Genomic DNA, 20,560 nt, shown 5'->3' with positions numbered 1-20,560 from the left:
GGGGTCTTGTCGTTGGGTCAGGCGTCGCCGACCTCAAGGGCCGACGCCGGGGCGTCGGCGAGCCAGGGGGCGTACTTCCGAAGGAACACGTTGACCTGGGGGAGAGCCATCACCCGGGTGATGGCTGCGGTCACGGCGAGGAAGCCAGCGACGGCGGGGCCGGTGATGCCGGCGGCGCCGATGACGAGCGGAGCGATGACCGCCGCTGCGATGGCGACCTCGAACACCGTGCGGACCACGGCCCGCCAGGGGTACTTGCCCTGGGTCGAGGTCGCCGCGTGGCGAGGGGAGTTGGGGTTGGTCACAGGTACGTCCTCTGCTGGTTGAGGTAGGTCTGGAAGGCCTTCACCGTCAGGGGCCCGAGCCGGCCGTCGATACGGCCGGCGTAGAGACCCTTCCTGGCGAGGAAGCGCTGGAGCGCCTTCACGGTCATGGAGCCGACGACGCCATCGATGAGGCCGGTGTAGTAGCCGAGGTTCGTGAGCCACGACTGGAGGGCCTTGCGGGTGAGTACCCCGTTGTCGCCGTCGATCCAGCCCGAGTAGCGGTCGATCGAAGCCATGAGGATCTGGAACGCCTCGGTTGTGAGGGCACCCCAGTTGCCGTCGACACGGAGGACCGCGTAGGTCTTCTTCGCGACCTCACCCGCGCTCACCTTCTCCTCGACGGTGACCGTCGGAGGCGGCGTGGGAAGGGGCTTGGTGATGGGCTCGGTGGTTCCCGTGCGGCACAGGTCGAGGAACTGGGCCCAGGAGTACGGCGCACGGCCGTCGCGCATCAGGTCGGGGCAGTCCTTCCCGGACCAGCGGTTGTGCTGCACGACGGACGAGAGCGGGACGCCCTCCTCGGCCATGATCTTCCGCACCAGCTCGGCGGCGTTCCGCTGCGCCAGGCGCAGGTCGCCGTCGGCGTTGATGCAGATCTCCACCGCGATCGAGCTCTGGTTGCCGTGGCCGACGCCGTCACCCGCGTGCTGGCAGCGATCGGTGTGGAGGTAGGACTGCACCGCCTCGTCGGAGTCGACGGTCCAGTGCCAGGACGCCTGACGGCTGTTGCCGTTGGCCTGGAGGTTGCCATGAGCGGTGGCGTCGGCGCCCTTGTTGGTGTTGCCGGTCTCGTGGATGGTGATGTAGGTGCGAGGGTTGACGCCGCGGTTCACCTTGCGGTGCGCGGCGGGAACGAGCTGCTTGCGGATCAGCATTCGGTCTCCCGGAATGACGAAGAGCCCCAGTCATCACGACTGGGGCTCTTCTCTGTTGTTCAGAAGGTGGAGGCTGCGTGGCGCGCCGGCCGAGGCGGGGGCGGAGGAGGCTGACCCTCGTTGATCCAGACCTCCAGTAGGCCGACGTGACGCTCAAGGGTCTTGACGTACTCGTCGGCGATTCGGAGCGTGATGCGGAGCTCGGCGATCTGCGTCGTGGCTGCCAGGTGCTCGGTTCGCGCCTCGCGGAGCTGTTGCGTGGCCTCCGCGAGCTCCTTCCGGGCCGCCGCGAGCTCAGCGGACTGCGCCTCCGTGAGGGCCTTCCACTCGTCGAGATCGACCCTGCGCTCCTCGACGTCGACCTTCGACGCCTCGACGGTGACGCGCTCGCCCTCGACGCGGACCGTGTCGCGCGAGGTGCGTCGACCGACCCAGTAGCCGACGAGGCCGACGACGATCGCACCGAGGGCTGTGATGCCGTCGATCACGATGGCCCAGACGTTGGGGTCGGTCATGCGTCGGGTCCCTCGTGGTTCTCGGGCTCGGCGGCGCCGGCCTCGAAGACGGCCTCCAGGAGTCGTCCGCGGATGGGTGCGAGGGCGACTTCGGCCGCAGTCCTTTCGAGGTCGGCCGTCGCGACCTGCTGCCTGGCTGCCGTGAGGGCGGCCTCAGCCCGGATGGCGCGCCGCTCAGCAGCGATGACCTCTTCGAGGAGGTCGGTGAGGTTCTTGTTCATTGGTTCCTATCCGGTGCTGGCGGTCGGAGTCATCTGGACCGCGAGCCAGTGGAAGTTGGTCGTGACGGCGTTGCTACGGCGCATGTAGGCGGTGAAGCCGCCCGAGGTCTGGCCGGAATGCCCCCAGCCGGAGATGGCCTCGGGCGCGCCGGTGTGCGGCGTCATCGTGATGACCGGGACCTCCGTGAAGCGTCCGGCGGGGAAGGTCACCGCAGTGCTGGTGGTGGTCCCGGAGCCGCCCGCGATGGCGACCATGCCGGCGGCCATCGCGAAGGGGAGGGGCCGGGCCGCGGCCGGGGCGGAGGACCCGGCGTAGGTCTGCATCGTGACCTGCCCGCGACCGTCGATGTAGAGCCGGGACGTGATGACGCCATCGGCCCGGAGCTGGATGCCGACCTCGCCGAGCTTGTCGGCCGTCGCGGCGGACACGTACATGTGGGCTTCGCGGTCCTGGCCGGCGTATCGCCGGCGGAGGGCAAGGCTTGGCTCGCCCTCACTTCCGGCGCCCAGCGTGCCGATCGCGACCCGCCGCCCAGCCTCTCCGTCCACGAGCTCCCAGGGCACCATCGCGCCCTGGCCGCCGTGGACGATGATTCGGGCGCTGGTGATCTGCACCCACACCTTCTGCCCGACCGCCAGCGGGCCGGCAAGGTTCTGGGCCCTCGCGAGGAGGGGGGCGGTCTCGCCCTCCAGCCGGACGTGGAGGGGGTTGGTCGAGGTGACGTAGGCCCACCCCCAGTAGTCCGACGACGACTGGGGGTGGGCGGCCATGAGGTCGAGGAAGGGGTTCTGGCTCATATGCGGATCGCCTCCCTCCACTCAGCCTCGACGAGGTCGGTGCTGCCGCAGGTCATGACCTGGCGACGGATCGTTGCGGTGGTGTCGGTGCCCTGCGAGACGAAGCGGACGCGGGCGTGCGGCAGGCACTCGGGTCGGAACGCGTGCTGCACGAGCAGCGCGGCCGTCGGGCTGAGGAAGCCCTGGAGGCGGCGGGCCGCGATGGCGTCGATGGTCGTCTGGTCGGGTGCCTCGACGGCGGTGTCGCGTTCGGTGATCCACCGGTTCCCGCGCCCCTGGTAGGAGAAGGGGGAGTTGGGGTTCTCGTTCGTGGCGACGCCGACGAGGGCCGGCTCTTCGTCGGTCCCGGGGGAGACGGCGATGAACTTGTTCGGCACGGTGGAGAGGTCGGCCTCGCGCTGCCAGGTCGGCAGGTGGATGGAGGTCTCGCCCTCGCGGAACTCGTAGGCGATGGGCCGGTCGGCCGGTGCGATCCAGGGGGCGATGATGTAGCGCCCCTGCCGGTCGCAGTGGATCGACATGTAGTTGATGCTCTGGAGGAGGTCGTTGATGATCTCCCGCCTGGACGTGGCCGGCGGCCAGACCATCCCCTCGCGGAGCGTCTTCGGGGAGGGGGTGACGGCCATCGCGGTCTCGCCGGTCGAGGCGATGAGTGCCTTGACGGCGTCGACGACGTTGGCGCCGGCCGCCAGCGAGTAGGCGGTGTCGACCTTGTCCCGCTCCAGGACGGCGACCTTCCCGACCAGGCCGATGGTGACCTCGACCCCGGTGGGGCGCTGGTACTCGGTGGGCCAGGTGGTCATCAGGGTCCCGATGAGGAACTCCTGGTCCTCAACGGTCTTGTAGATGCGCACCCGGTCGTCGATCCAGTCGATCGGGAAACCGCTGTCGACGGCGCGGATCTTGAGCTGTCCGACGTGCTGGTTCTCGGCGTCGATGTTCTCCTCGACGCGGGCCGAGAGAAGCCCGCGCAGGTCACCGCGCAGCTCCTCTCGGCCGTTCAGAACCTCGACCCGGAAGTCGGCGATGTGGGACCGGTTCAGGGCGTCCGTCATGCGCTCACCTCCGTGGCGGTCAGGGTCATCGAGTACGTGCCGTCAGCGAGACGGCGACCGGTCAGGTCGCCCAGGGATGCGTAGAAGCGGCGCCCCTGGCAGTCGCGGACCAGGTGTGGGCCGGGCAGCTCGACCAGCCGCTCCCACTCCTCGCGGCTTGCGGAGCGTCCGCCGTCGGACTCCCACTCAGGCAGTACGCGCCAGGTCAGGGTGAGCGTGCGCTCCAGCCCCGGGCCGGCGTGCTCCACCGGCAGACTTCGCCCGGCAAACCAGTAGAGAGTCCGGTCGCGACGACCCCGACTGAACGACAGCTCGGGGTTGTAGAGGGCTCGGCAGGTGATGCCGTACCCGGGCCCGCCGGAGACGTAGGTGGCGCACTCGGCGTGGCCGCGGTGGTCGATGGCGGGCACGTCCAGGGGGACGGGCTCAGACTCGGACGAGGCGAGCAGGGCCGTGAGCGCGACGGCCCGGTAGCGGATCTCGCCGGCGGCCGGGGCCGTCGGGTCGGTCACCGCGCCCTGGGGTGGCAGGGTGTCGGCGATGAGAGTCCAGACCCCGCCGTCGATCGAGCGCCACAGCTCGTTGTGCGTCGGTGTCGCCTGGCCGGAGGTCGGCGTCGGGTTGTGGACCGACACCTGCGCGACGCCGTTGATGACGTCCCATAGCGCCTGGACCTGCGGCTCGGGCGGCGTCGGGTACTCGACCCAGAAGAGGGCCCCAGTCCAGTCGCTCCACTGGGCGGCCGAAGAGCGGACCCGCACGTCGACCGACCAGCTCGATCCGTTGGGCAGAATCGTCGGGAGCGTGACCGAGGAGGTCGCACCGGTCACCGGGGTCGTCACGTACTGGCCGGAGCTCATGTCGTACAGGCGCACCTCGGCGCCCGCCTGCGCGAGCCCGTTGGCCTGGTAGTAGGCCCACGCGACCGTGAGCCTCGCCCCGGGCCAGGCTCCGAGGGGTGGGGAGGAGATCGTGGCCGTCGGCGGCGCCGAGAGGGCGACGACGAACGTGTCGGACCAGTCCGAACCGGTCGCGCTCGCGCCCCAGGTGCAGACCTGGAACTCGACCGACGTGCCGTTGGAGAACAGGCCCGCCGTCAGCGTCCGCGAGCTCGTGGATGACGTGGTCTTCGCGAGCGTGGTCCAGGTCGAGGTCCCGACGGCGCGGTAGCGCATCTGGTACGCCGACTGTGGGGTCGTGTCGATCGAGTTGTGGACCCACTCGATCGTGAGCGCCTTCGTCGCATCCTGCGCTGCCTGTGGGCCGACGATCATCGGCTGGCCCGGCTTGGTGATGAGCTGGACGACGTTCGACTGCACCCAGGCCGAGGGCAGGTCCGCGCCGCCGACACCGCCGCTCGCGGTCGTCGCGCGAGCGCGGACCCGGTAGAGGTGGGGCAGGCTCGCGTTGGGCGAGGCGTGCGTCCACTGGCGCTCCGTCAGAGCCAGGCCGGTAGCGAGCGAGGCCCAGGTCGTGCCACCGTTGGTGGACTCCTGGACGTCCAGGACGCACCAGCCGGCCGGGTAGGCGGTGCCCCAGGCGCCGGACCAGGACACGACGATGCTCCCGGCACCGTCCTTCGCCGCCGCGACAGCGGTCGGCGCCAGCGGAGTGGTCGAGACATCCGAGGCGCCGGTCGAGGCTCGCGCGTAGTCGGAGCCATCGGTCGGCGCTGCGGAGTTCCGGCCGCGGACGCGGTAGTCGTAGCGGGTGCCAGCACTGAGTGTCTTGTCCGACCAAGATGTCGTCGTGCCGGCGAGCCCCAGTGCAACCGTGACCCACGAGCCCCCGTACGCGCGGCGCTGGACGTCGATCGCGGAGTAGGGACGCTCGGCGGTTGGGTTGTTCGTCCACGAGAGGTTCGCCTGCGTGTCCGAGACGTAGGTGGCGATCAGGTTCGTTGGCTTGTTCGCTGGCAGTGGAGGGGTGGTGAACTTGGTGCCGCTCGACCAGCCAGACCAGAGGCCGGCCGAGTTGCGGACCCGGCCCCTGACCCAGTAGTCACGGTTCCCGCTCCAGTCGGCGATGGTCTGCGTGCCCGAGGTGTACTCGGAGGAGCTCCACAGGCCGGTGCTGAACGACGAGTCCCACGCGGTCTGGAACTGCCACCGGTCGATGCCAGCCCCACCGTTGTTCGACGTGGCACCCGAAGTGATCTTGACGCTCGCCGTCGACACGTTCGAGACCGACGGTGCGGCAGGCGCAGCCGGGGTCTCGTACGGCCTAGGCGAGTCGCCCCAGGTGCCCGACACGGAGAACGTCGTCGAGCCCCACGGGGCGAGGCCGGTGATCGAGAAGCTGAAGTTGCCCGACGGGCCAGTCCCGAAACCGCGCGAGAAGTCGCGCGTCTCGTCATAGATCGCCGTCGTGCCACCCGAGCCGCCGTGGGACACGTTCCGCGACCCGCCCGCCCCCGGGAACCCGTCGGCCCAGCCGGAGACCGAGTTCGAGGAGTCCGAGACGGAGTAGTTCGAGGTGAAGTAGGTGTAGATCCGAACCCTGGACGTCCAGGGGTTCGGGTTCGTGATGTTGACGTACGTGTGGAGGCGGCCGACGTTGCCGCCGCTGCTCGTAGCGGTGTTACCGGACCATGTGCCTTCGCCGGCCATTACCCCTCCTTTGGGGAAAGTCAGAAACGCCGAAAGGCCCCCTCGATCCGTGAAGATCAAGGGGGCCTTTCGTGCTAGTGGTTAGGCGCGGACGCCCTGGGCTCGCCAGACGTTTGCCATCTGGACCCACTCCTCAAGAGAGCGAATTCCCGCGAGGTCATCCACGTCGACCTGGACGGTGATGTGGGTTGCCCCTGCGGCGCCACTCGCAGCTTCGACGTCAGGGCTCTCTGCCGTCAGGTCGACCGCCCGCATCATTCGATCCGAAGCGGCGGCGACGTTCGGCGTGCGACGCACCATCCCCGCGACCAGCTCGTCGGCGATCGACTCACCCCAGCCGCCATAGCCAGAGCCGCTGAACGGCCCGACCCGGGCAGGGCTGCGGGGCAGGTAGTCGCGAGCCGAGGCGACGAGCGCGTTGGCCGCGCTGCGTACCGCAGCGATCTGCGAGCGGATGCCCGAAGCGAAGGTCGCTCCGATAGCCGCCCCGGACGAGTAGGCGGAGTAGCCCGCAGTGGCCGACATCGCAGAACTGGCGACAGCCGCTCCCGCGGAGCGAGCCGCACCAGATCCGCCCGCAACACCAGAGGCGAAAGCCCGGGCGAGCGAGCCTCCGGCGGAGGACATCGCCCCCGCGCCGCCCGCGGCCCCGGCAGCGAGGTACGAAGACATCGCCTCGCCGGCCTGGCGCGACAGGTGGACCAGGCCCGTGAGGGCCGCAACCCACCGCTGAACGAGGATCGTGGCCGCGCCGGCCATGTTGGCCGTGAGCGTCCCGTCGACCACCTTCCTGCCCAGCGTCACGCCAGCGCTGTTGGCCGGCTGGCCGCTCGACAGGAGCCCGTCGACCATCCGCCCGGAGGACTGCGCCCCGGGGGTGAAGAAGTCGACGCCAGCGGCGCCCTTCACGTACCGCCTGGCGAACTCTGCACCAGAGGACTCCCCATCGCCGGAGCGCGAGAGGATGCCCGAGAGCAGGTTCCCGACGATTCCCTGGCCGGCGGGGAACAGGAGCGAACCGGCGCCCGTGGCGCCGCTGAGGATCGCGTCGACGACGCCGGCCATCGCCTCAGCGATGCCGGTCGGCGTTAGGCCCTGGATCAGCCCCGCGATCACGTCGCGACCGATCTGGATGAACACGGTCGAGGGAGAGTGAATCCCAAGGAGTTCCTTGGCCTTGTCGACGAGCCATCCGACGGCGGTGCCGATCGCGTTCCAGACCATCGCTGGGCCCTGGGTGATGCCCCGGGCCAGGCCGGCCATGATCTGTCGACCGACGTCCATCATCGAAGGGAGCCCCGCGGCGATGAACTTGTTCGCGATGCCGTTGACGATGGCAATGGGGCTCCACGCGGCAACGTTCCGGGCGATCTGCGCGAACAGGTTGTCGCCGTTCAGGAAGCTCGTGACGTTGGCCCAAGCGGAGCTCCAGTCGCCGCGAAGGACGGCCGAGAGGGTGTCGAGTGACGCCGTGACGGCGTCGAGACCGTCGGCGAACCCGATCGCGGCGGCGACGTCCATGCCCTTCCAGAGGCGCCCCCAGTCGAGGTTGGAGAAGTCGACGCCAGTGATGTCCTCCAGGATCTCCAGGAGGCCATTCAGGATCTTGACCGTGTAGTCGTGCTCCCTCGCTGCCGCCGCGAAGTTGCCCCACGAGGCGGTCATCCCGTCGAACGCCTCCTGAACGAACGGGTACTCGTCGTAGAGGTGCTTCATGTAGAGCGCCAGGACGGCGATCCCCGCGGCTGCGCCGCCGAGTGCCCCGATCGTGCCGGGGGACAGGAGCGCTAGCGCTCGACTCACCCCGGTGAGGCCGGTGGCCGTCTGGCCGAGGCCGGCGCCACCGCCACTGAGCGTCTTGAGGCCGGCCGACAGCTTGCTCAGCACGCCAGCCACCGAGCCGAGCGCGCCGAAGAGCTTGAAGGCCCCCCACAGCCCGATGAGGGTTCCCGTGATTCGCCCGAGCGAGCCCTCCTGGGCGGAGAGATCTTCAACCCAGTCGACGAAGGTCCCGATCCACTCCTTCACGGTCGGGCCGTACTTGTCGATCATCTGGCTGAACTGTGTCGAGAAGTTCGTGATGATCGCTTCGATCTTCGGCCCGTTCTCCTCCAGGACGCCGCTGAGCCACTCGAATGCCTGACCGAGGACGGGGAGGAACTGACGCGACAGCGTGCCGAGGATCGACATGAGCGCACCGAGGCCGCCCTCCATCCCTGGGAGGTGGTCCGAGAAGCCCGAGAGCCCGTCAGCCAGGCCGCTGAGTAGGTCGGACCAGCCCTGGTCGACGGCCGGGGACGAGAGCAGGTCGAAGAACTGGCCGAGGAAGCTGCCGATGGCGGGGGAGAGGGTGGTGCTCATCTCCATCAGCCCCGTGCGCAGCTTCTCCAGCCACCTCGTGAACGCTGGACCCGTCCGGTGCCCGACGACATCGAGGCCCCAGTGGAACGCCTTGAAGAAGCCGGTCATCTTGGACTGGAACTCGTCGGACTTGACGATCTCCTTCCACCGCTCCAGGGCGTCCGCAGCACCTTCGAGCGTTGCGGCTCCACCCTCTTCGGCGGCGTGGCCGAGCCAGTAGAAGATCGAGCCGGTGTCCCGGACGATGCTGCCGAGCGATGAGAGCTTGGCGATCGCCCGGTCGACCCAGAGGTCGATGTTGCCGTTCGCCTCGTTGATGTTCAGCCACTCGGCGAAGGAGTCGGCGATCTCGCCGCCCCAGGCCGCGAGGCGTGGAAGTTGACGGGCCCCGATGCGACCGAGGTCCCAGATGATGTCGACGAGTGACTGCGCGTGCCCGCTGGAGATCTCGATGGACTCCGAGAGGCTGCCGAACATGTCCTCGATCGAGCCGTCCCCGAGTCGCGACTCGAACGCCTTGCTGAGCTCGGCGAACCAACCCCCGATGCTGGTGGCGGTTCGGTCGAACCCGTCGCGGAGTCGGGGCAGGATCGAGTTGGCAAGCGACTCCATCGGCGCCTTCGCTCGGTCCCAGAACTTGGCTGAGATCGAGTCCTGCATCTCGCCCATCGCGCGCTTGACCAGGGGGAGTTCAGTGTTGAAATCGCGAAGGGCCGCGACCATGACGCCGACCCCGATCGCAAAGCCGGCAGCGATGCCCGGCAGGGTGAGGGCCAGCGGAGCGACCTGCGCGAGCGAGGTGACGAGCGACAGGATGTTGGAGACGGACGTCGTCGCGACCTGGCCCAGGAGGGCGATCGCGGACGACGCGGCCGAGATGAGCGGGATCGACTTGTCGAGGTTCTTCGCCCAGTCCCACATTCGCTCGAAGGTGTTCGACACCATGCGGGCGCCCGACAGGGCGGCGAGTGTGGTCGACGCCGCGCGAAGCGACTTCTCCGACACTCGTGCGTGGAGCGTGACGAACCGGTCGCGCGCAAGGACGGCGAGCTGAGCGCGCGCGGAGAGCACCTGCGCCTCGGCCTCGATCTTCGCCTTGCGGTGCTTCTCCGTGATGTCGTCGAGCTGCTCCTTGATCCGATGGGCCGACTCGCGATGGAGCTCGGCTCGGACCTCGATCGCCTGCGTCGCCTCGTCGTGACGACGCCGGAGCTCGCTGAGCTGACGCTCAAGGTGGTCTGGGTCGACCCACAGGTCCATCCGGATCGGCCGGCCCGCCTGGACGTCCTCAAGGCGCTTCTGGATCGACCGGATCTGGCGCCCGAGGCGGTCGGCCGCGTCTCCGTCGAAGTCGACGCCGACGCGAATGGTCTCGCCTCGCGCCATCGCCTCGTCAGCCGCGCGCTTGATCTTGGGGTAGATCGGCGCGACGTCGACATCGAGATCCTTGCCCCCGATGTTGCGCCAGTGGACTGAGCGGGCGAAGCGCTCGAACCGGTCACGCAGCGCGTCCGTGTCCGCGTCGACGTCGAGAGTGACGTGACGTCGGGCGGCGAGGTCGCCGAGGTTGCGCTCAAGGTTCTTGAGGCCGCGGCGGTCGAGATCCACGCCGACCTCGATGTCCTGAACGCGCTCCTGTGCGGCCTGGACTGCGCGACGCGCGTCGCGCGTCAGGCCGTGCTCGTCGAGCTCAAGGTTGATCTTGAGCTCGTGCCGGCCCTCTTCCTTTTCCAGGAAGATCTTGAGCTTCTTGTGAAAGCCCTTGGTGTTGGGAAGTACCCGGACGCCAACGCGACCAACCTCATGCATTGACTACCTCAATCCTGCTGGCTGGTGATCTCCTCGCGTCGCCTGTTGAAGGCGGAGTAGAGATCCTCAAGGCCCATCGGCTTCGTCGGCGCCTTGGCGAGCGTTCGCTTCTTGGCGCGCCTCTTCCTGCCCGCGTCCTTCGGACGGGGGAGTGGCTTGAACTTGGGGGGCTTCTTGTACGTGCCCGTTGCGATCGTGTTGATCTGGATGGCGTCAACGATCGTCGCCAGAAGGTGACGATTTCCGCCCCAGCCGTAGTGCTCGGGTCCGCCGCTCATGAGTGCCACCGTGAGCGATTCGTCGGGGAGCCCCGCGATGAGCGAAATGACAAAACGGGGAGGGACTCCCCCCTCCCGCGCCCACGCCCTCAGATCGAAGGAGTAGTAGCGCAGGAGGTCTGGGTAGAGTCCCTCCCCGTACTTGTCAATCAGCTCTGCGAGGCCGAGGCTTCCCCCGGGTTCACCGTCTCGACGTAGAAGTTCACGATCGCAGCGAGGACGGTGGTCCGGCGGCCCACGAGCGAGCGAAGGTGATCGACCTGCGCCTCGTCCTCGGTCGCTGCCTTGATGAAGGCGTAGAAGAGCTCGACCTCGTCCTGGTCGGCGGCGTCCCCCTCCGCCTCGTCGCTGTCGTCGTCGGCGGCCTCGCCCGGGAGGAGCGCGGAGAGCGCGGCCGACAGGGTCGCCCGACCCTCGTCGTCGAGGGCAAGCGGGTGCTCAAGGCGCAGCGCGCCGAGCCCCTCCAGCTCGATCTCCAGCGGCGGGAATGCCTCGTCGGCCTTCTTCGTCAGGTCGTCAAAGGTGATCTTCACGGCGGACCTCCATGTTGGTGTGAAGTTGGGGCGGCGGACTCGGAGGTAGAGCGCCACCCCCTGGGCGAGGTCCGCCAGGAAGCCCAGGGGGTGGCCGAAGGGTGAGGGGGATCAGGGGCCCTCGGGGTCCTCGACCGACTCGATCGGGGTGATCGCGTACGCCCAGGTGTTCGAGCCGTGCTGGAGCGGCGTCACGCTGATCGGCAGGATCGCGAGGTTCTCCGTGTCGGAGATGTCGAGGTCATCGCCTCGGCCGATGGAGACCTTCGGCGCGTAGATGGCGAAGACGCGACCCTCGTCCGTGAAGACCGCGAGGAAGGCGACGGTCGTCGGCGTCGGCGATGCCGGCACGCCAAGGAACTTGCCGCCCTCCACCGGGATCATGTTCTGGCCGAAGTGGAGCTTGAGGGCGTCGCTGTTGAACTGGTGCAGGTTCAGAGCGAAGGACTCCGTGCGCGGCGAGGTCACCGTCCGCAGAGCCTTGTTCTGGAGCGAGCCGAGCGTGGTCTTCTCGCCCCCCTCCGAGGAGATCGAGAGGATGTCCTCCTGCGAGGAGTGGCCGAGGTTCACCCAGTCGCCGGCGATGGCACTGAGGTCCGCGGGGACCGCCGTGCCAACGGGGGCGGTGAAGTAGTTGCCGGCACCAACAACAAGGGTGCTGTCGTCATTGAGAGTCAAGAGAGCCTCCGAAGGAATGCGAAGAGCCCCGCGGCGTCCTGCCAGCGGGGCTCTGATTGATGGGGCGCCGAGCGCCTAGGCGACCTACTCGGAGGTCGGCTTCTTGCGGAATGTGATCCGGTAGATCGACTCGTACCGCCAGGCGGCGACTGGCAGGTCGGCGAACTGCACAGGCCCGGTGGCGGTCGCCCAGTCGGGCACGCGCTTGGGCCGCGAGACCAGCGTCACCTTCACGACGGAGACGTCATCGTTGATCCGGTAGTGCTGGGCGCTCAGTCGCCGAAGGGCTCGGCGGATGGCGAGCTGAACAAGGGCGCCGTCCTGGTCGCCGTCGTCGCCAGTCGTGAACGACTGCACGCTGACGAGCCCTGAGTCCAGATACCTGTCGTCGTCGAGCCCGTACTCGCGGGAGTAGCCCTGGACGAGCACGAACGGGAACAGATCGTCCACCTCCTTCATCGGAATGAAGGTGTGGACGCTGATGTCGGGGACGGCAGCCTGGAGGAGCGGCTTTGCCACGTCCTCCAGCGGCAGAGAGTCGATCTCGTCTAGGACCGACTGGGGGAGGGTGCCCACGGGACTCCCTTCGATCGACCACTTCGGCGAGACCGAAGGTTGCGTCGACGCAGTCGAACCTTGGCGCGGTCCTTGATGTTGACGGGCTTGTCGCCGACCGCCCGCCGCAGCGGGGCGTTGGACTTCGCGCCGGCATAGAGGAACTCGCCATCGTCGCCGCGACCAAACCCGTACTCGATCGAGTAGGCCGCGGGGTCGACGAGGAGCACCCAGGCGTCCTGAGTAAAGTCCCTGCCGGGGGTGAGGTCCGGTGAGTCCCACTGAACCTTGATCTCGGAGTTGCCCTCGCTGTACGGGCCGGAGCGCAGGTACGCCTCAGCCTTGACGCCCAGAGCCGTCGCCGCCTCCCAGACTTCGGACTTGACGCCCGGAAGTGTGGAGACGAGATGGTTGAGGCGGTGGGGGGAGACGACGCTAGCCACTGCCGACCTCCCGAGGGCGCTGCCGGATCTCGGCACTCCAGTGCCTCACGTGACGCGTGGCACCGTGGTGATAGAGCGGTGGCGCAGCGACGTCGTAGTCGACGTCGCGCCAGCGCACCCTCGACCAGGTGTCCAGCCCCAGCGCGCGGAGGTCTTCATCGCAGATGAGGGAGTAGGTGGCAATCTCGATCTGCCCCTTCACCTCTCCTCGGCTGGATCGGACCGGGACTACCGCAGCCCGTATGGGGATCGGGTTGTCGAGATCGGGCCCGTGGATCGTCTCCCCGCGGCGATTGGTCCGGGTGACCGTCGGATACAGCGTGACCGGCTGACGCAGCCGTCCGTATCGACGCTGAACGCTCACCAGGGACCATCCCCGCGGTAGTACCGGAAGATGCCACCGCCCGCCGTCGGCACATAACCGACCGGAAGGCCGTTTCGCTGTGCCACCTCTCGGGAGGTGGGCGCCCAGGCAACCAGGTCGACGGGCGTCAGTCCGTTGGGTCGCACCAGCTTGGTGAGGATGCGCTCCTCGGCGGTCGTGAGGTAGACGCCGCCAGCCTTGTCGCCGATCCCATCCCACATGACCGTCTCGTCGCCGGCGCGTGACGTGGTCACCCCGTCGGGGTTGCGAAGGTAGCGGACCACCGCGCCCAGCGCGATCTTGCGCACGACGGCGGGGCACGCCCCAGGCTGCCAGTCGCGTCGGCCCGCTCGGACCAGGTCCGAGATGTCCTCAAGGGCGGCGGCTGCGATCCGCTCCTCGTCCTCGGACAGTTCCCACTCGACCCGCTCCTTGAGCTCGTCGAGGGTTGCGAGTGCAGTCACTCATGCCTCCCGGGGCGAGGGGTGGCGCCCCGAGCCGAAGCCCGGGGCGCCACGTCCGATCAGACCGCGTTGTAGGCAGCGCGCGTGTCGAGGCCGGTGGCCTTCGCCAGCTCGCGCTCCTTCTTGATCGCGTCGGTCGAGCCCGTCTTGTCGGCATCCGGGTAGGACGAGCCGGAGACGGCCAGGGCCTCGGTGGTGAACAGCTTGACCTTGAGGCCGCGCACGAAGTGGTTGTACTCCGACGCCTTCCAGGTCGGGTTGCCACCCACGGTGCCGTTCTCGTAGATGAGCGGGTCGTCGACGTACTGGAAGCCGCGGTACAGGTTGAAGACGCTCTGGTCCTGGAACTTCCGGACGTCGTACTGGCGGAGCCAGCGAACGGCCCAGTCGCCAGCGCTGGCGGTCGCGCCGAACTCGATCGAGGCCGGGACGACGGGCGCCGCGGTCGCGATGGCGACGGCGTTGCTCGTGATGAGGTACGCCTCGTCGGTGGCCAGCTCCGGCGTCTTGACGATGTCCATGTTGAACAGCGTCCCCACCGTCGCGCGCTCCAGGGCCGCGACCGCGCGACGCTCGCCGGCCTCGGAGGCCGAAGAGATCAGCTTGTCGCGCAGGAGGGCCGCGTAGATGCCGGCACCCACGAGGAGCTGCGGGCGCTGCGCCTGACCGAAGTTCAGCGCCGACGCCACGCGGTCGATCTCGATGAGACCGTTGCGCAGCGAGTCGCTGTTCTCCGCCGAGATGCCGACCGTGACCGACCACGGGACGGACGCCTGGAGGTAGTTCGCCGCCTCTCGGTTGAGGCGACGGGCGATGGCGTCGGTCTGGGCCACGGCCAGCTTGCCGCCGGGCGTGAGGCCGTCCATCTCGACCTGCTCGTCGATGAGCTTGACCGCGGAGTAGACGTCGCCACCGAACTTGACGGCGACCTTCCGCTCGGCGTACTCGTCGAAGAGGATCTCGGTCGAGCGGTCGTTGCGCCACCCGTAGGACCGGGCCGTCTCGACGATGCCGGGAACCGTGATGTTGACGGTGTCGTCGTCCGACCCACGGAACTCGTCGATGCCCTTGTGGGCGAAGAGCTTGGGAAGCGTGAGCTGCTTCTCCAGGTTGGTCGCAGCGATGGCAGCCATCTTCTGCGGCTTAATGACGGTGTGCGCCATGTTGGCTTGCCTCCAAAGGGCATAGAGAAAGCCGCCAGCGGATAGCTGACGGCTCGGACGTTGGGGCGGGGAGTCTTCCTAGAAGACGCCTCCGCTGGCGCGGATCTTCTCCACCTCGGCGGCGGGGTCGAAGCGGACCGCATCGCTGCCCGGGCTGATGCCCCCTCGGGGCTCCAGGGGGGTCCGCGCGGACGGGACGTACCGGGCGAGGGCCTTGGCGGCAGCCTCGACCTGGGCCTTGTCCGCGCCCTTGGGGAGCAGGTCGGCGAGGTCGGCCGGAAGGCCATGCTCGTCCGCCACCGACCGGCGGAGGATCGCGTCCTCCAGATCGGCGATCTGGGCAGCGAGCTCGCTCGTGGCGGCCTCGAACTCCTCGGGAGTCTTGGCCTTCGAGAGCGCCTCCTGCGCCTCGCGCAGCTTGGTGCGACGACTCGCAGCCTCAGTCCGGAGATCCTTGATCTCCTTCTGCGCCCACTCGGGGAGCTCGCTGAGGGGGTCGGGCTCCTGTCCGCCCTGCGGGTCCGTCTCGGTCTTCTCCGGCGGGAGCTCCTGGCCCTCGTCGTCGACCTGCTGCTGCTGTTCCTGCTCGACAGTCACCTATGCCTCCTGGGCATCAAGTTGTGGCGGTTGACCTGACGACATCAGGTCTTGCCGGTTGATCCAGCCGCCTGGGCTGGCGAGTCCCCCGAGCAGGATTTGAACCTGCGACTCGCGGATTAAGAGTCCGCTACTCTGACCAGACTGAGTTATCGGGGGGTGCCGGCTGTGACCCACAACTACCGGCGGAGTCTGACCTCCATGCCGCCGGCGTCCCGGCGAGGAATTGTCAATCCGTGTACGGCTAGCAGCCGAATGGATGTGGCAACATGTGTGGTGAACCGGACTCGAACCGGCAACCTCCCAAGCTATGGGTGCTCTGCCATTTGAGCTACCACCGCCGTCGCCGGGTGCGCACCCCGACCGCTGAGCTAGTGGGGACCGGCGACTTGCTCTGGGCGCAGGGCTCGAACCTGCATACACGGATTAACAGTCCGCCGCTCTGCCTATTGAGCTAGCCCAGAATGTGCCTATCGCGGCGGGGGAGAGGAGGAGAGGCCCACCCATAGGCGCTGTCGGTCACCGACAGCCATCCGCGGCAGTCCCTAAGCGGCACGAGACGCGGGAGTCTTCGCACTCTGCTGCGATCGAATATGTGCCCGCCAAACGCTCAGCGCTTCCTTACCGTAGAAGCCCTTCGTAATGCGCGGCCACTCCATCGCGTAGCGGCGATTGAGGTCGAAGATGTTGGACGTGAAGTATTGCTCGCGCGAGTAGACGGGCTCCGCCACGCACTGACAGTGATCGTGATACCTCTCGCCGTCGCCGCGCGAACCGCGGCGGCCAGAGGCCCGGGAGGCTGCCCTCTTCGAGGTGTAGAAGATCAGCCCGCGCGAGATGAGCATTGCGCACCACCCGCAGGGCGTCCCGGTCAGCGACCGGCGAACCCAGCCGATGGCACGCGGGTCGCGCTCGGCGATCCTTGCGACCGCCTGTCGCGCGCCGTTCTTGGCGAGGCGCTCGGCTTGGCCCGCCGTGCCGGCCGCCACAGCGTCCTCGTCTTCCTTCGCCATCTTCCGAAGCTGCTGGGGCGTGTAGTGCTTGCCCTTGCGCGACTCCGCAGACTGGCTCTGCTCGCGCTCCTTGCGCTTCTTCTCCAGGCGATCTGGTCCGACGACCTTGAGGATCTCCTCCGTCTCGCGGTCGACCTCTCGGTCCAGTCCCGCGAGCACCTCGTCGAGGTCGGGGAGCTCCTCGACCTCGATCAGGCCGGGACTGACGTCGAGGTCGGGGTCGTCCCGTCCGAGCGATGACTTCGGCTCGGTCGTGGACGGCTCCACCTCGCGGCCCGCCTTACCCCGAGCGGCGATGACCTCATCGCCGTCGAGTGCGGCCCCGGGGGAGCCCGCGACCGCCCGCTCGAACTCCCTACGGAGCTGCGCGAGGGTGACGACCTTCCCGACGGGGCCGGGCGCGAACGGGTCCCCGATCGTTCGCCCCGTGCGAAGCGCACGGGACAGCCGGTAGTAGGCGATGGCAAGACGCTGGCCCTGCACTCGATCACGACGGATGAGCGCCGTGACCTCCTTGAGCCACCCGGCCTTGGTGGCCGCCACCTGCGAGGGGTTCAGACGCGAGAAGGCCCTGATGGCGCCGAGCATCGTCGAGGCCCCGAGCTTGGCAAGCGCCACCTGGTAGGCGACGGCAGCCTGGTCGGCTTCCTCGACCAGCTCCCGCGTGCTCACGCCGCCTCCGGAACCGGCTCCGCGTCATCCTCGGCCCCGGGCATCACACCGCGCAGCGCCCGAATGACAGCCTCGGTGTCGGAGTCTTCCTCGAAGAGGATGTCCCACTCTCGGAGCTCCTCCTGGGTGACTCCCGGCACTCGCGCCCAGAGGCCGCGAGCCGGGACGCCCAGATCCTTGAGCTTGGAGAGGCCGTCAGCGGTCTGGGAGAAGGCAGTCGCCTCCATGTCCCGCCAGAGCACCTCGGCGTGATAGTCCGCGGCGCCCTTGGCGTCGCCCTCGACCTCGGCGGCGAGCCGGAAGACGCGCTCCCAAGACTCGCCGAATGACTTGCGGAACTCCTCAACCTTGCGGGAGAGCGAAGTCTCCGCTGCGTTCAGCGCCTCGGCGGAGAGGTTGGCGATCTGTCCAAGGAGGTGGTGCGGCGGGATCTGCGCGAGCGCCGACAGGTGACGGATGCTCATGTCGATCGAGTCGATGTAGCCGTTGAGCGGCGTCTCGTCGAGCGTGCCGAACTTCGAGTCGGGGTCGTCGGCGAACAGCATCTTCTTCTGGTTGAGGTTCACCGGCAGGGGGATGTACTGGCCGTTCTCGTCCAGGACGGGGTCGCCCGTCTCAGGGTCGATCTTGACCGGTGGTGCCATGCCGGCAACCCAGCGGACCTTGAACGAGGAAGAGGTCTGGGTGATGAGGAGGTCGAAGATCGACTGGTTGATGCGGTCCTGGAGGGTGATCGCCGGCTCGATCACCCCGAGCGTTCGCCCCTCCAGGTCGACGTGCGGCGCGAACCGGACCACGGGCGGCGCAGCGGCGCCGTGCCGGCCGATGAGACGGACGCGAAGCTCGACGTCGCTGCCGTCACCGCTGGCGCCCTCCTCAACCTCGTACTCGTTCACGCCGAACCAGAGTCGCCACAGGGCTCGCCGCTTCGGCGTGGCCGGACGCTCCAGGGTGATGGCCGCGTACGGGTCCTCATCGTTGACGGGGTCGATATACGTCGCCGCGGTGCGAAGCGGGCTCAGGAGACGTGCGATCGCCTTGCCCTCAGAGTTGCGCTCCACGGCGACGAACGAGTGTCCGTACCCGATCGAGCCCCGGTAGACCGAGCCCTGCCTCGCGTCGAGACGAGAGCGCTGCCAGAAGTCCCACTGGGGTGTCTCTGTCGAGCCGCCGCGGAAGAACGTCACGTCAGCACCGCCGGGCCGGTGGCCGTCGACGTACATCGCCTGCGCCGGCGTCCCAATGAGGAGCGGTCCCCAGTTCGTGGTCGACCGATCCGCCAGAAGGCGATACTCGGCGTCGGCCTGCGGGGGGAGGTACGGGCCACGATGGCGGCCGTGAATGTAGTCGTCGATCAGTAGAAGCCCGACCCGGCCGTCGGCCCCATCGAGGTCGCGGCGGAGGATGTTGATGAGTTGCTCGGCGACCTCACCAGCCCGTGTGAGGAGGTCGACATCTCGGGCGACGGTGGCGTCCGAGGTGATCGGAGTGATGACGGTCAAGGCTGCCCTCCGGGGCTAGATGAAGACGCCTCGACCGGTGCGCTTTCGTTCCTCGCGACCACGCTGGTGGTACTGATGGAACGCCTCGTGCGCGAGCATCGCTGCTGCGTAGGCGTCCACCTTGCGCTGGGACTCGCGCGACTCCTTGCCGAAGCTGACGCCAAAGTTGTTCTCGCGACGCCTGGCGTTCATGGCGTGGCGTCGGAGGATGGGATCACCGTCGTGGGTGACCTTTCGCTCGGTGATGGCCGAGAGGAAGCGCTCGTGCGCGTGCGTGAGCGCCTTGAGCGACTCACGCATGTCCCAGCCGATCGGCTCAGCGCCACGCGCCTTGACCGCCAGCTTGTGACCGTAGAGCCGACCCCACTCGGCGATGTTGGACTCCCAGAGCGCCACGTCGGCGAAGAACGCCTTGACGTTGTAGACGCGGAAGCACTCGTGAACAGCGGACTCGACGAGCTCGCGGTTGATCTTCCAGCCGTCACCCTTCGGCCCGTCGGGCTTCTCCCACACCTCGATCGGCTGGATGAAGCCGTCGGATAGCCGGATCGCCACGAGCGCCGTGGCGTCGTCGCTCTTCCCGCCGTCGAACCCGAGGGCGATCGCCTCGCCGGCCTGGAGCATGTCGTCCGGCCGGCGGAGAACGTCCCACATCTGCGGGGAGATCAGTGCGTCGTCGTCGGCGAGGATCTGGTTGAGCCACTTCCGTCGAGAGTTCGACGGCGGGTTCATCGGGTTGACGATCGACGCGATGATGTTGTCGATGTTCAGCCAGATCGAGTCGCCCCGCAGCCGCTCCAGAATGCGCCGGAGGAACCTGGGGTCGAGCGGTGCTCGCTCGTTGGCCTCGACGGAGTCGTAGAGGGTGTCGTTCCAGGCGCGCGCACCCTTGGCGACCTGCTCCTCGACGAGCTCCCAGGCGCGGCGCACCTGCTCCGCGATGGAGTCCTCGCCAGCCTCGGGGGCGTTGGTGATCGCGAGGTACCGCGCACCGTCGACCTTCGTGATGTTGTCGTCCACCTGCTGGTGCATCTCGTGGCCGGAGTTGCTCTTGACCCAGTGCTGGGTCTCGTTCTCCAGGACGAAGGTCGGGCGCTTGCCCTCGAAGGGGCGCGGGTTGCTCGTGAGCGGCTCAAGGATCGCCTGCGTGCCATTGGGCAGCGTGGCGTAGAGGATCTCCTTCCCGAGCTTCCTCGGGATCTGGTAGGTCTTCCTGAACAGATCCGTCATGAGGTTCGGGATCAGGAGCGTGGTGTTGCGGGTCTGCGAGATCGATGTCGCCGTCAGCAGGACCCAAGGGTCGTCGGCCGGCCCCCCGACCGGGCCGTGTTCGGCCCAGCCGACAACGCGACTCGGGCCGACCCACTCGACGATCGAGATGACGGCAAGGAGGGGGTCCTTGCCCCACCCCTTGAGGCGCTGGAGAACGCCTCGGTTGTAGAGCCAGTTCCCGTACTCGTCGACCGCGTACCACCAGAGGACGAAGCGGAGCTGCTCGTCAGAGAAGTTCCAGGGCTTGCCGCCCTTGCCCTTGAGGTACTTTGCGCACCAGCCGGCGATCTGCCAGCCGAGCGTGAACTCGGGCAGGTGCCATGACCCGTCGGGGTTCTTCTTCCAGCTCGGGCCGAGGTAGTTCGGCTCCAGGATCTCTGGATAGATGTCGCCCGTCTCGGGGTCGACATAGTCGGGGAGGTTGTCCGCCTCGGCGATGACGAACACCCCCTCGGGA

General features: G+C 68.1%; 20 protein-coding genes and 3 tRNA genes. All 23 read right to left on the bottom strand.

Translation table 11 applies throughout. From position 1 onward, the window contains the following. Positions 1 to 17: 17 nt before the first annotated feature. The gene (locus EDD28_RS00380; protein ID WP_123737838.1) at positions 18 to 305 is read right to left on the bottom strand and encodes a hypothetical protein; all 288 of its coding nucleotides are present in this window, start codon (positions 303 to 305) and stop codon (positions 18 to 20) included. Next, the gene (locus tag EDD28_RS00375; RefSeq protein ID WP_123737837.1) at positions 302 to 1,201 is read right to left on the bottom strand and encodes a peptidoglycan recognition protein family protein; all 900 of its coding nucleotides are present in this window, start codon (positions 1,199 to 1,201) and stop codon (positions 302 to 304) included. The genes EDD28_RS00380 and EDD28_RS00375 overlap by 4 nt, the downstream gene beginning before the upstream one ends. Before the next feature lie 59 nt (positions 1,202 to 1,260). Continuing rightward, on the bottom strand, positions 1,261 to 1,716 hold the full coding sequence (locus EDD28_RS00370; protein ID WP_123737836.1) for a hypothetical protein: 456 nt from the start codon (positions 1,714 to 1,716) through the stop codon (positions 1,261 to 1,263). Then, positions 1,713 to 1,937: a hypothetical protein gene (locus EDD28_RS00365; RefSeq protein ID WP_123737835.1), complete on the bottom strand. Its 225-nt coding sequence runs from the start codon at positions 1,935 to 1,937 to the stop codon at positions 1,713 to 1,715. The genes EDD28_RS00370 and EDD28_RS00365 overlap by 4 nt, the downstream gene beginning before the upstream one ends. A 6-nt stretch (positions 1,938 to 1,943) precedes the next feature. Then, positions 1,944 to 2,735, bottom strand: a complete 792-nt coding sequence (locus tag EDD28_RS00360; RefSeq protein WP_123737834.1) for a hypothetical protein — start codon at positions 2,733 to 2,735, stop codon at positions 1,944 to 1,946. Next, positions 2,732 to 3,790, bottom strand: a complete 1,059-nt coding sequence (locus tag EDD28_RS00355) for a hypothetical protein (RefSeq protein WP_123737833.1) — start codon at positions 3,788 to 3,790, stop codon at positions 2,732 to 2,734. The genes EDD28_RS00360 and EDD28_RS00355 overlap by 4 nt, the downstream gene beginning before the upstream one ends. Continuing rightward, on the bottom strand, positions 3,787 to 6,399 hold the full coding sequence (locus tag EDD28_RS00350) for a fibronectin type III domain-containing protein (RefSeq protein ID WP_123737832.1): 2,613 nt from the start codon (positions 6,397 to 6,399) through the stop codon (positions 3,787 to 3,789). Before EDD28_RS00350 ends, EDD28_RS00355 begins: the two co-directional genes overlap by 4 nt. An 81-nt stretch (positions 6,400 to 6,480) precedes the next feature. Next, complete coding sequence (locus tag EDD28_RS00345) at positions 6,481 to 10,569, bottom strand: phage tail protein (protein ID WP_148059496.1); 4,089 nt, start codon at positions 10,567 to 10,569, stop codon at positions 6,481 to 6,483. An 8-nt stretch (positions 10,570 to 10,577) separates the two neighbouring features. Beyond that, on the bottom strand, positions 10,578 to 10,847 hold the full coding sequence (locus EDD28_RS00335; RefSeq protein WP_211339077.1) for a hypothetical protein: 270 nt from the start codon (positions 10,845 to 10,847) through the stop codon (positions 10,578 to 10,580). 149 nt (positions 10,848 to 10,996) lie between these two features. Next, positions 10,997 to 11,380: a phage tail assembly protein gene (locus tag EDD28_RS00330; protein WP_123737828.1), complete on the bottom strand. Its 384-nt coding sequence runs from the start codon at positions 11,378 to 11,380 to the stop codon at positions 10,997 to 10,999. A gap of 111 nt (positions 11,381 to 11,491) precedes the next feature. Continuing rightward, positions 11,492 to 12,058, bottom strand: coding sequence for a phage tail tube protein (locus EDD28_RS00325; protein ID WP_148059495.1), 567 nt, complete (start codon positions 12,056 to 12,058; stop codon positions 11,492 to 11,494). A gap of 84 nt (positions 12,059 to 12,142) precedes the next feature. After that, a complete protein-coding gene (locus EDD28_RS00320) occupies positions 12,143 to 12,634 on the bottom strand; it encodes a hypothetical protein (RefSeq protein WP_123737826.1) in 492 nt (163 codons plus the stop codon). Next, positions 12,607 to 13,056 (bottom strand): hypothetical protein, encoded by a 450-nt coding sequence (locus EDD28_RS00315; protein ID WP_123737825.1) that lies wholly within the window; start codon positions 13,054 to 13,056, stop codon positions 12,607 to 12,609. Before EDD28_RS00315 ends, EDD28_RS00320 begins: the two co-directional genes overlap by 28 nt. Further along, positions 13,049 to 13,420 carry a phage head-tail adapter protein gene (locus tag EDD28_RS17100; RefSeq protein WP_148059494.1) on the bottom strand — a complete coding sequence of 124 codons (372 nt, stop codon included), beginning with the start codon at positions 13,418 to 13,420 and terminating at the stop codon, positions 13,049 to 13,051. The genes EDD28_RS00315 and EDD28_RS17100 overlap by 8 nt, the downstream gene beginning before the upstream one ends. Next, a complete protein-coding gene (locus EDD28_RS00305) occupies positions 13,417 to 13,884 on the bottom strand; it encodes a hypothetical protein (protein WP_123737823.1) in 468 nt (155 codons plus the stop codon). Before EDD28_RS00305 ends, EDD28_RS17100 begins: the two co-directional genes overlap by 4 nt. Positions 13,885 to 13,943: 59 nt before the next feature. Then, positions 13,944 to 15,017: a hypothetical protein gene (locus EDD28_RS00300; RefSeq protein WP_211339076.1), complete on the bottom strand. Its 1,074-nt coding sequence runs from the start codon at positions 15,015 to 15,017 to the stop codon at positions 13,944 to 13,946. 108 nt (positions 15,018 to 15,125) lie between these two features. After that, positions 15,126 to 15,644 (bottom strand): hypothetical protein, encoded by a 519-nt coding sequence (locus EDD28_RS00295; protein ID WP_123737822.1) that lies wholly within the window; start codon positions 15,642 to 15,644, stop codon positions 15,126 to 15,128. An 84-nt stretch (positions 15,645 to 15,728) separates the two neighbouring features. After that, positions 15,729 to 15,803, bottom strand: a tRNA-Lys gene (locus tag EDD28_RS00290). 113 nt (positions 15,804 to 15,916) lie between these two features. After that, positions 15,917 to 15,985: transfer RNA gene (locus EDD28_RS00285), tRNA-Ala, on the bottom strand. 51 nt (positions 15,986 to 16,036) lie between these two features. Continuing rightward, a tRNA-Asn gene (locus EDD28_RS00280) sits at positions 16,037 to 16,108 on the bottom strand. A gap of 81 nt (positions 16,109 to 16,189) precedes the next feature. After that, positions 16,190 to 17,329 (bottom strand): VG15 protein, encoded by a 1,140-nt coding sequence (locus EDD28_RS00275; RefSeq protein ID WP_123737821.1) that lies wholly within the window; start codon positions 17,327 to 17,329, stop codon positions 16,190 to 16,192. Further along, on the bottom strand, positions 17,326 to 18,831 hold the full coding sequence (locus EDD28_RS00270; RefSeq protein ID WP_211339075.1) for a phage portal protein: 1,506 nt from the start codon (positions 18,829 to 18,831) through the stop codon (positions 17,326 to 17,328). Before EDD28_RS00270 ends, EDD28_RS00275 begins: the two co-directional genes overlap by 4 nt. A gap of 15 nt (positions 18,832 to 18,846) precedes the next feature. Then, the gene (locus EDD28_RS00265) at positions 18,847 to 20,550 is read right to left on the bottom strand and encodes a terminase (protein WP_211339074.1); all 1,704 of its coding nucleotides are present in this window, start codon (positions 20,548 to 20,550) and stop codon (positions 18,847 to 18,849) included. Positions 20,551 to 20,560 lie beyond the last annotated feature (10 nt).

The sequence above is a fragment of the Salana multivorans genome (genome assembly GCF_003751805.1).
GTDB classification, from domain to species: Bacteria; Actinomycetota; Actinomycetes; order Actinomycetales; family Beutenbergiaceae; genus Salana; species Salana multivorans.
This window is presented reverse-complemented; position numbering and strand designations above follow the sequence as displayed.

Coding starts and splice junctions, on each gene's coding strand:
- EDD28_RS00375 (WP_123737837.1), bottom strand. CDS start 1,201: ATGCTGATCCGCAAGCAGCTCGTTCCCGCCGCGCACCGCAAGGTGAAC.
- EDD28_RS00370 (WP_123737836.1), bottom strand. CDS start 1,716: ATGACCGACCCCAACGTCTGGGCCATCGTGATCGACGGCATCACAGCC.
- EDD28_RS00365 (WP_123737835.1), bottom strand. CDS start 1,937: ATGAACAAGAACCTCACCGACCTCCTCGAAGAGGTCATCGCTGCTGAG.
- EDD28_RS00360 (WP_123737834.1), bottom strand. CDS start 2,735: ATGAGCCAGAACCCCTTCCTCGACCTCATGGCCGCCCACCCCCAGTCG.
- EDD28_RS00355 (WP_123737833.1), bottom strand. CDS start 3,790: ATGACGGACGCCCTGAACCGGTCCCACATCGCCGACTTCCGGGTCGAG.
- EDD28_RS00350 (WP_123737832.1), bottom strand. CDS start 6,399: ATGGCCGGCGAAGGCACATGGTCCGGTAACACCGCTACGAGCAGCGGC.
- EDD28_RS00345 (WP_148059496.1), bottom strand. CDS start 10,569: ATGCATGAGGTTGGTCGCGTTGGCGTCCGGGTACTTCCCAACACCAAG.
- EDD28_RS00335 (WP_211339077.1), bottom strand. CDS start 10,847: ATGAGCGGCGGACCCGAGCACTACGGCTGGGGCGGAAATCGTCACCTT.
- EDD28_RS00300 (WP_211339076.1), bottom strand. CDS start 15,017: ATGGCTGCCATCGCTGCGACCAACCTGGAGAAGCAGCTCACGCTTCCC.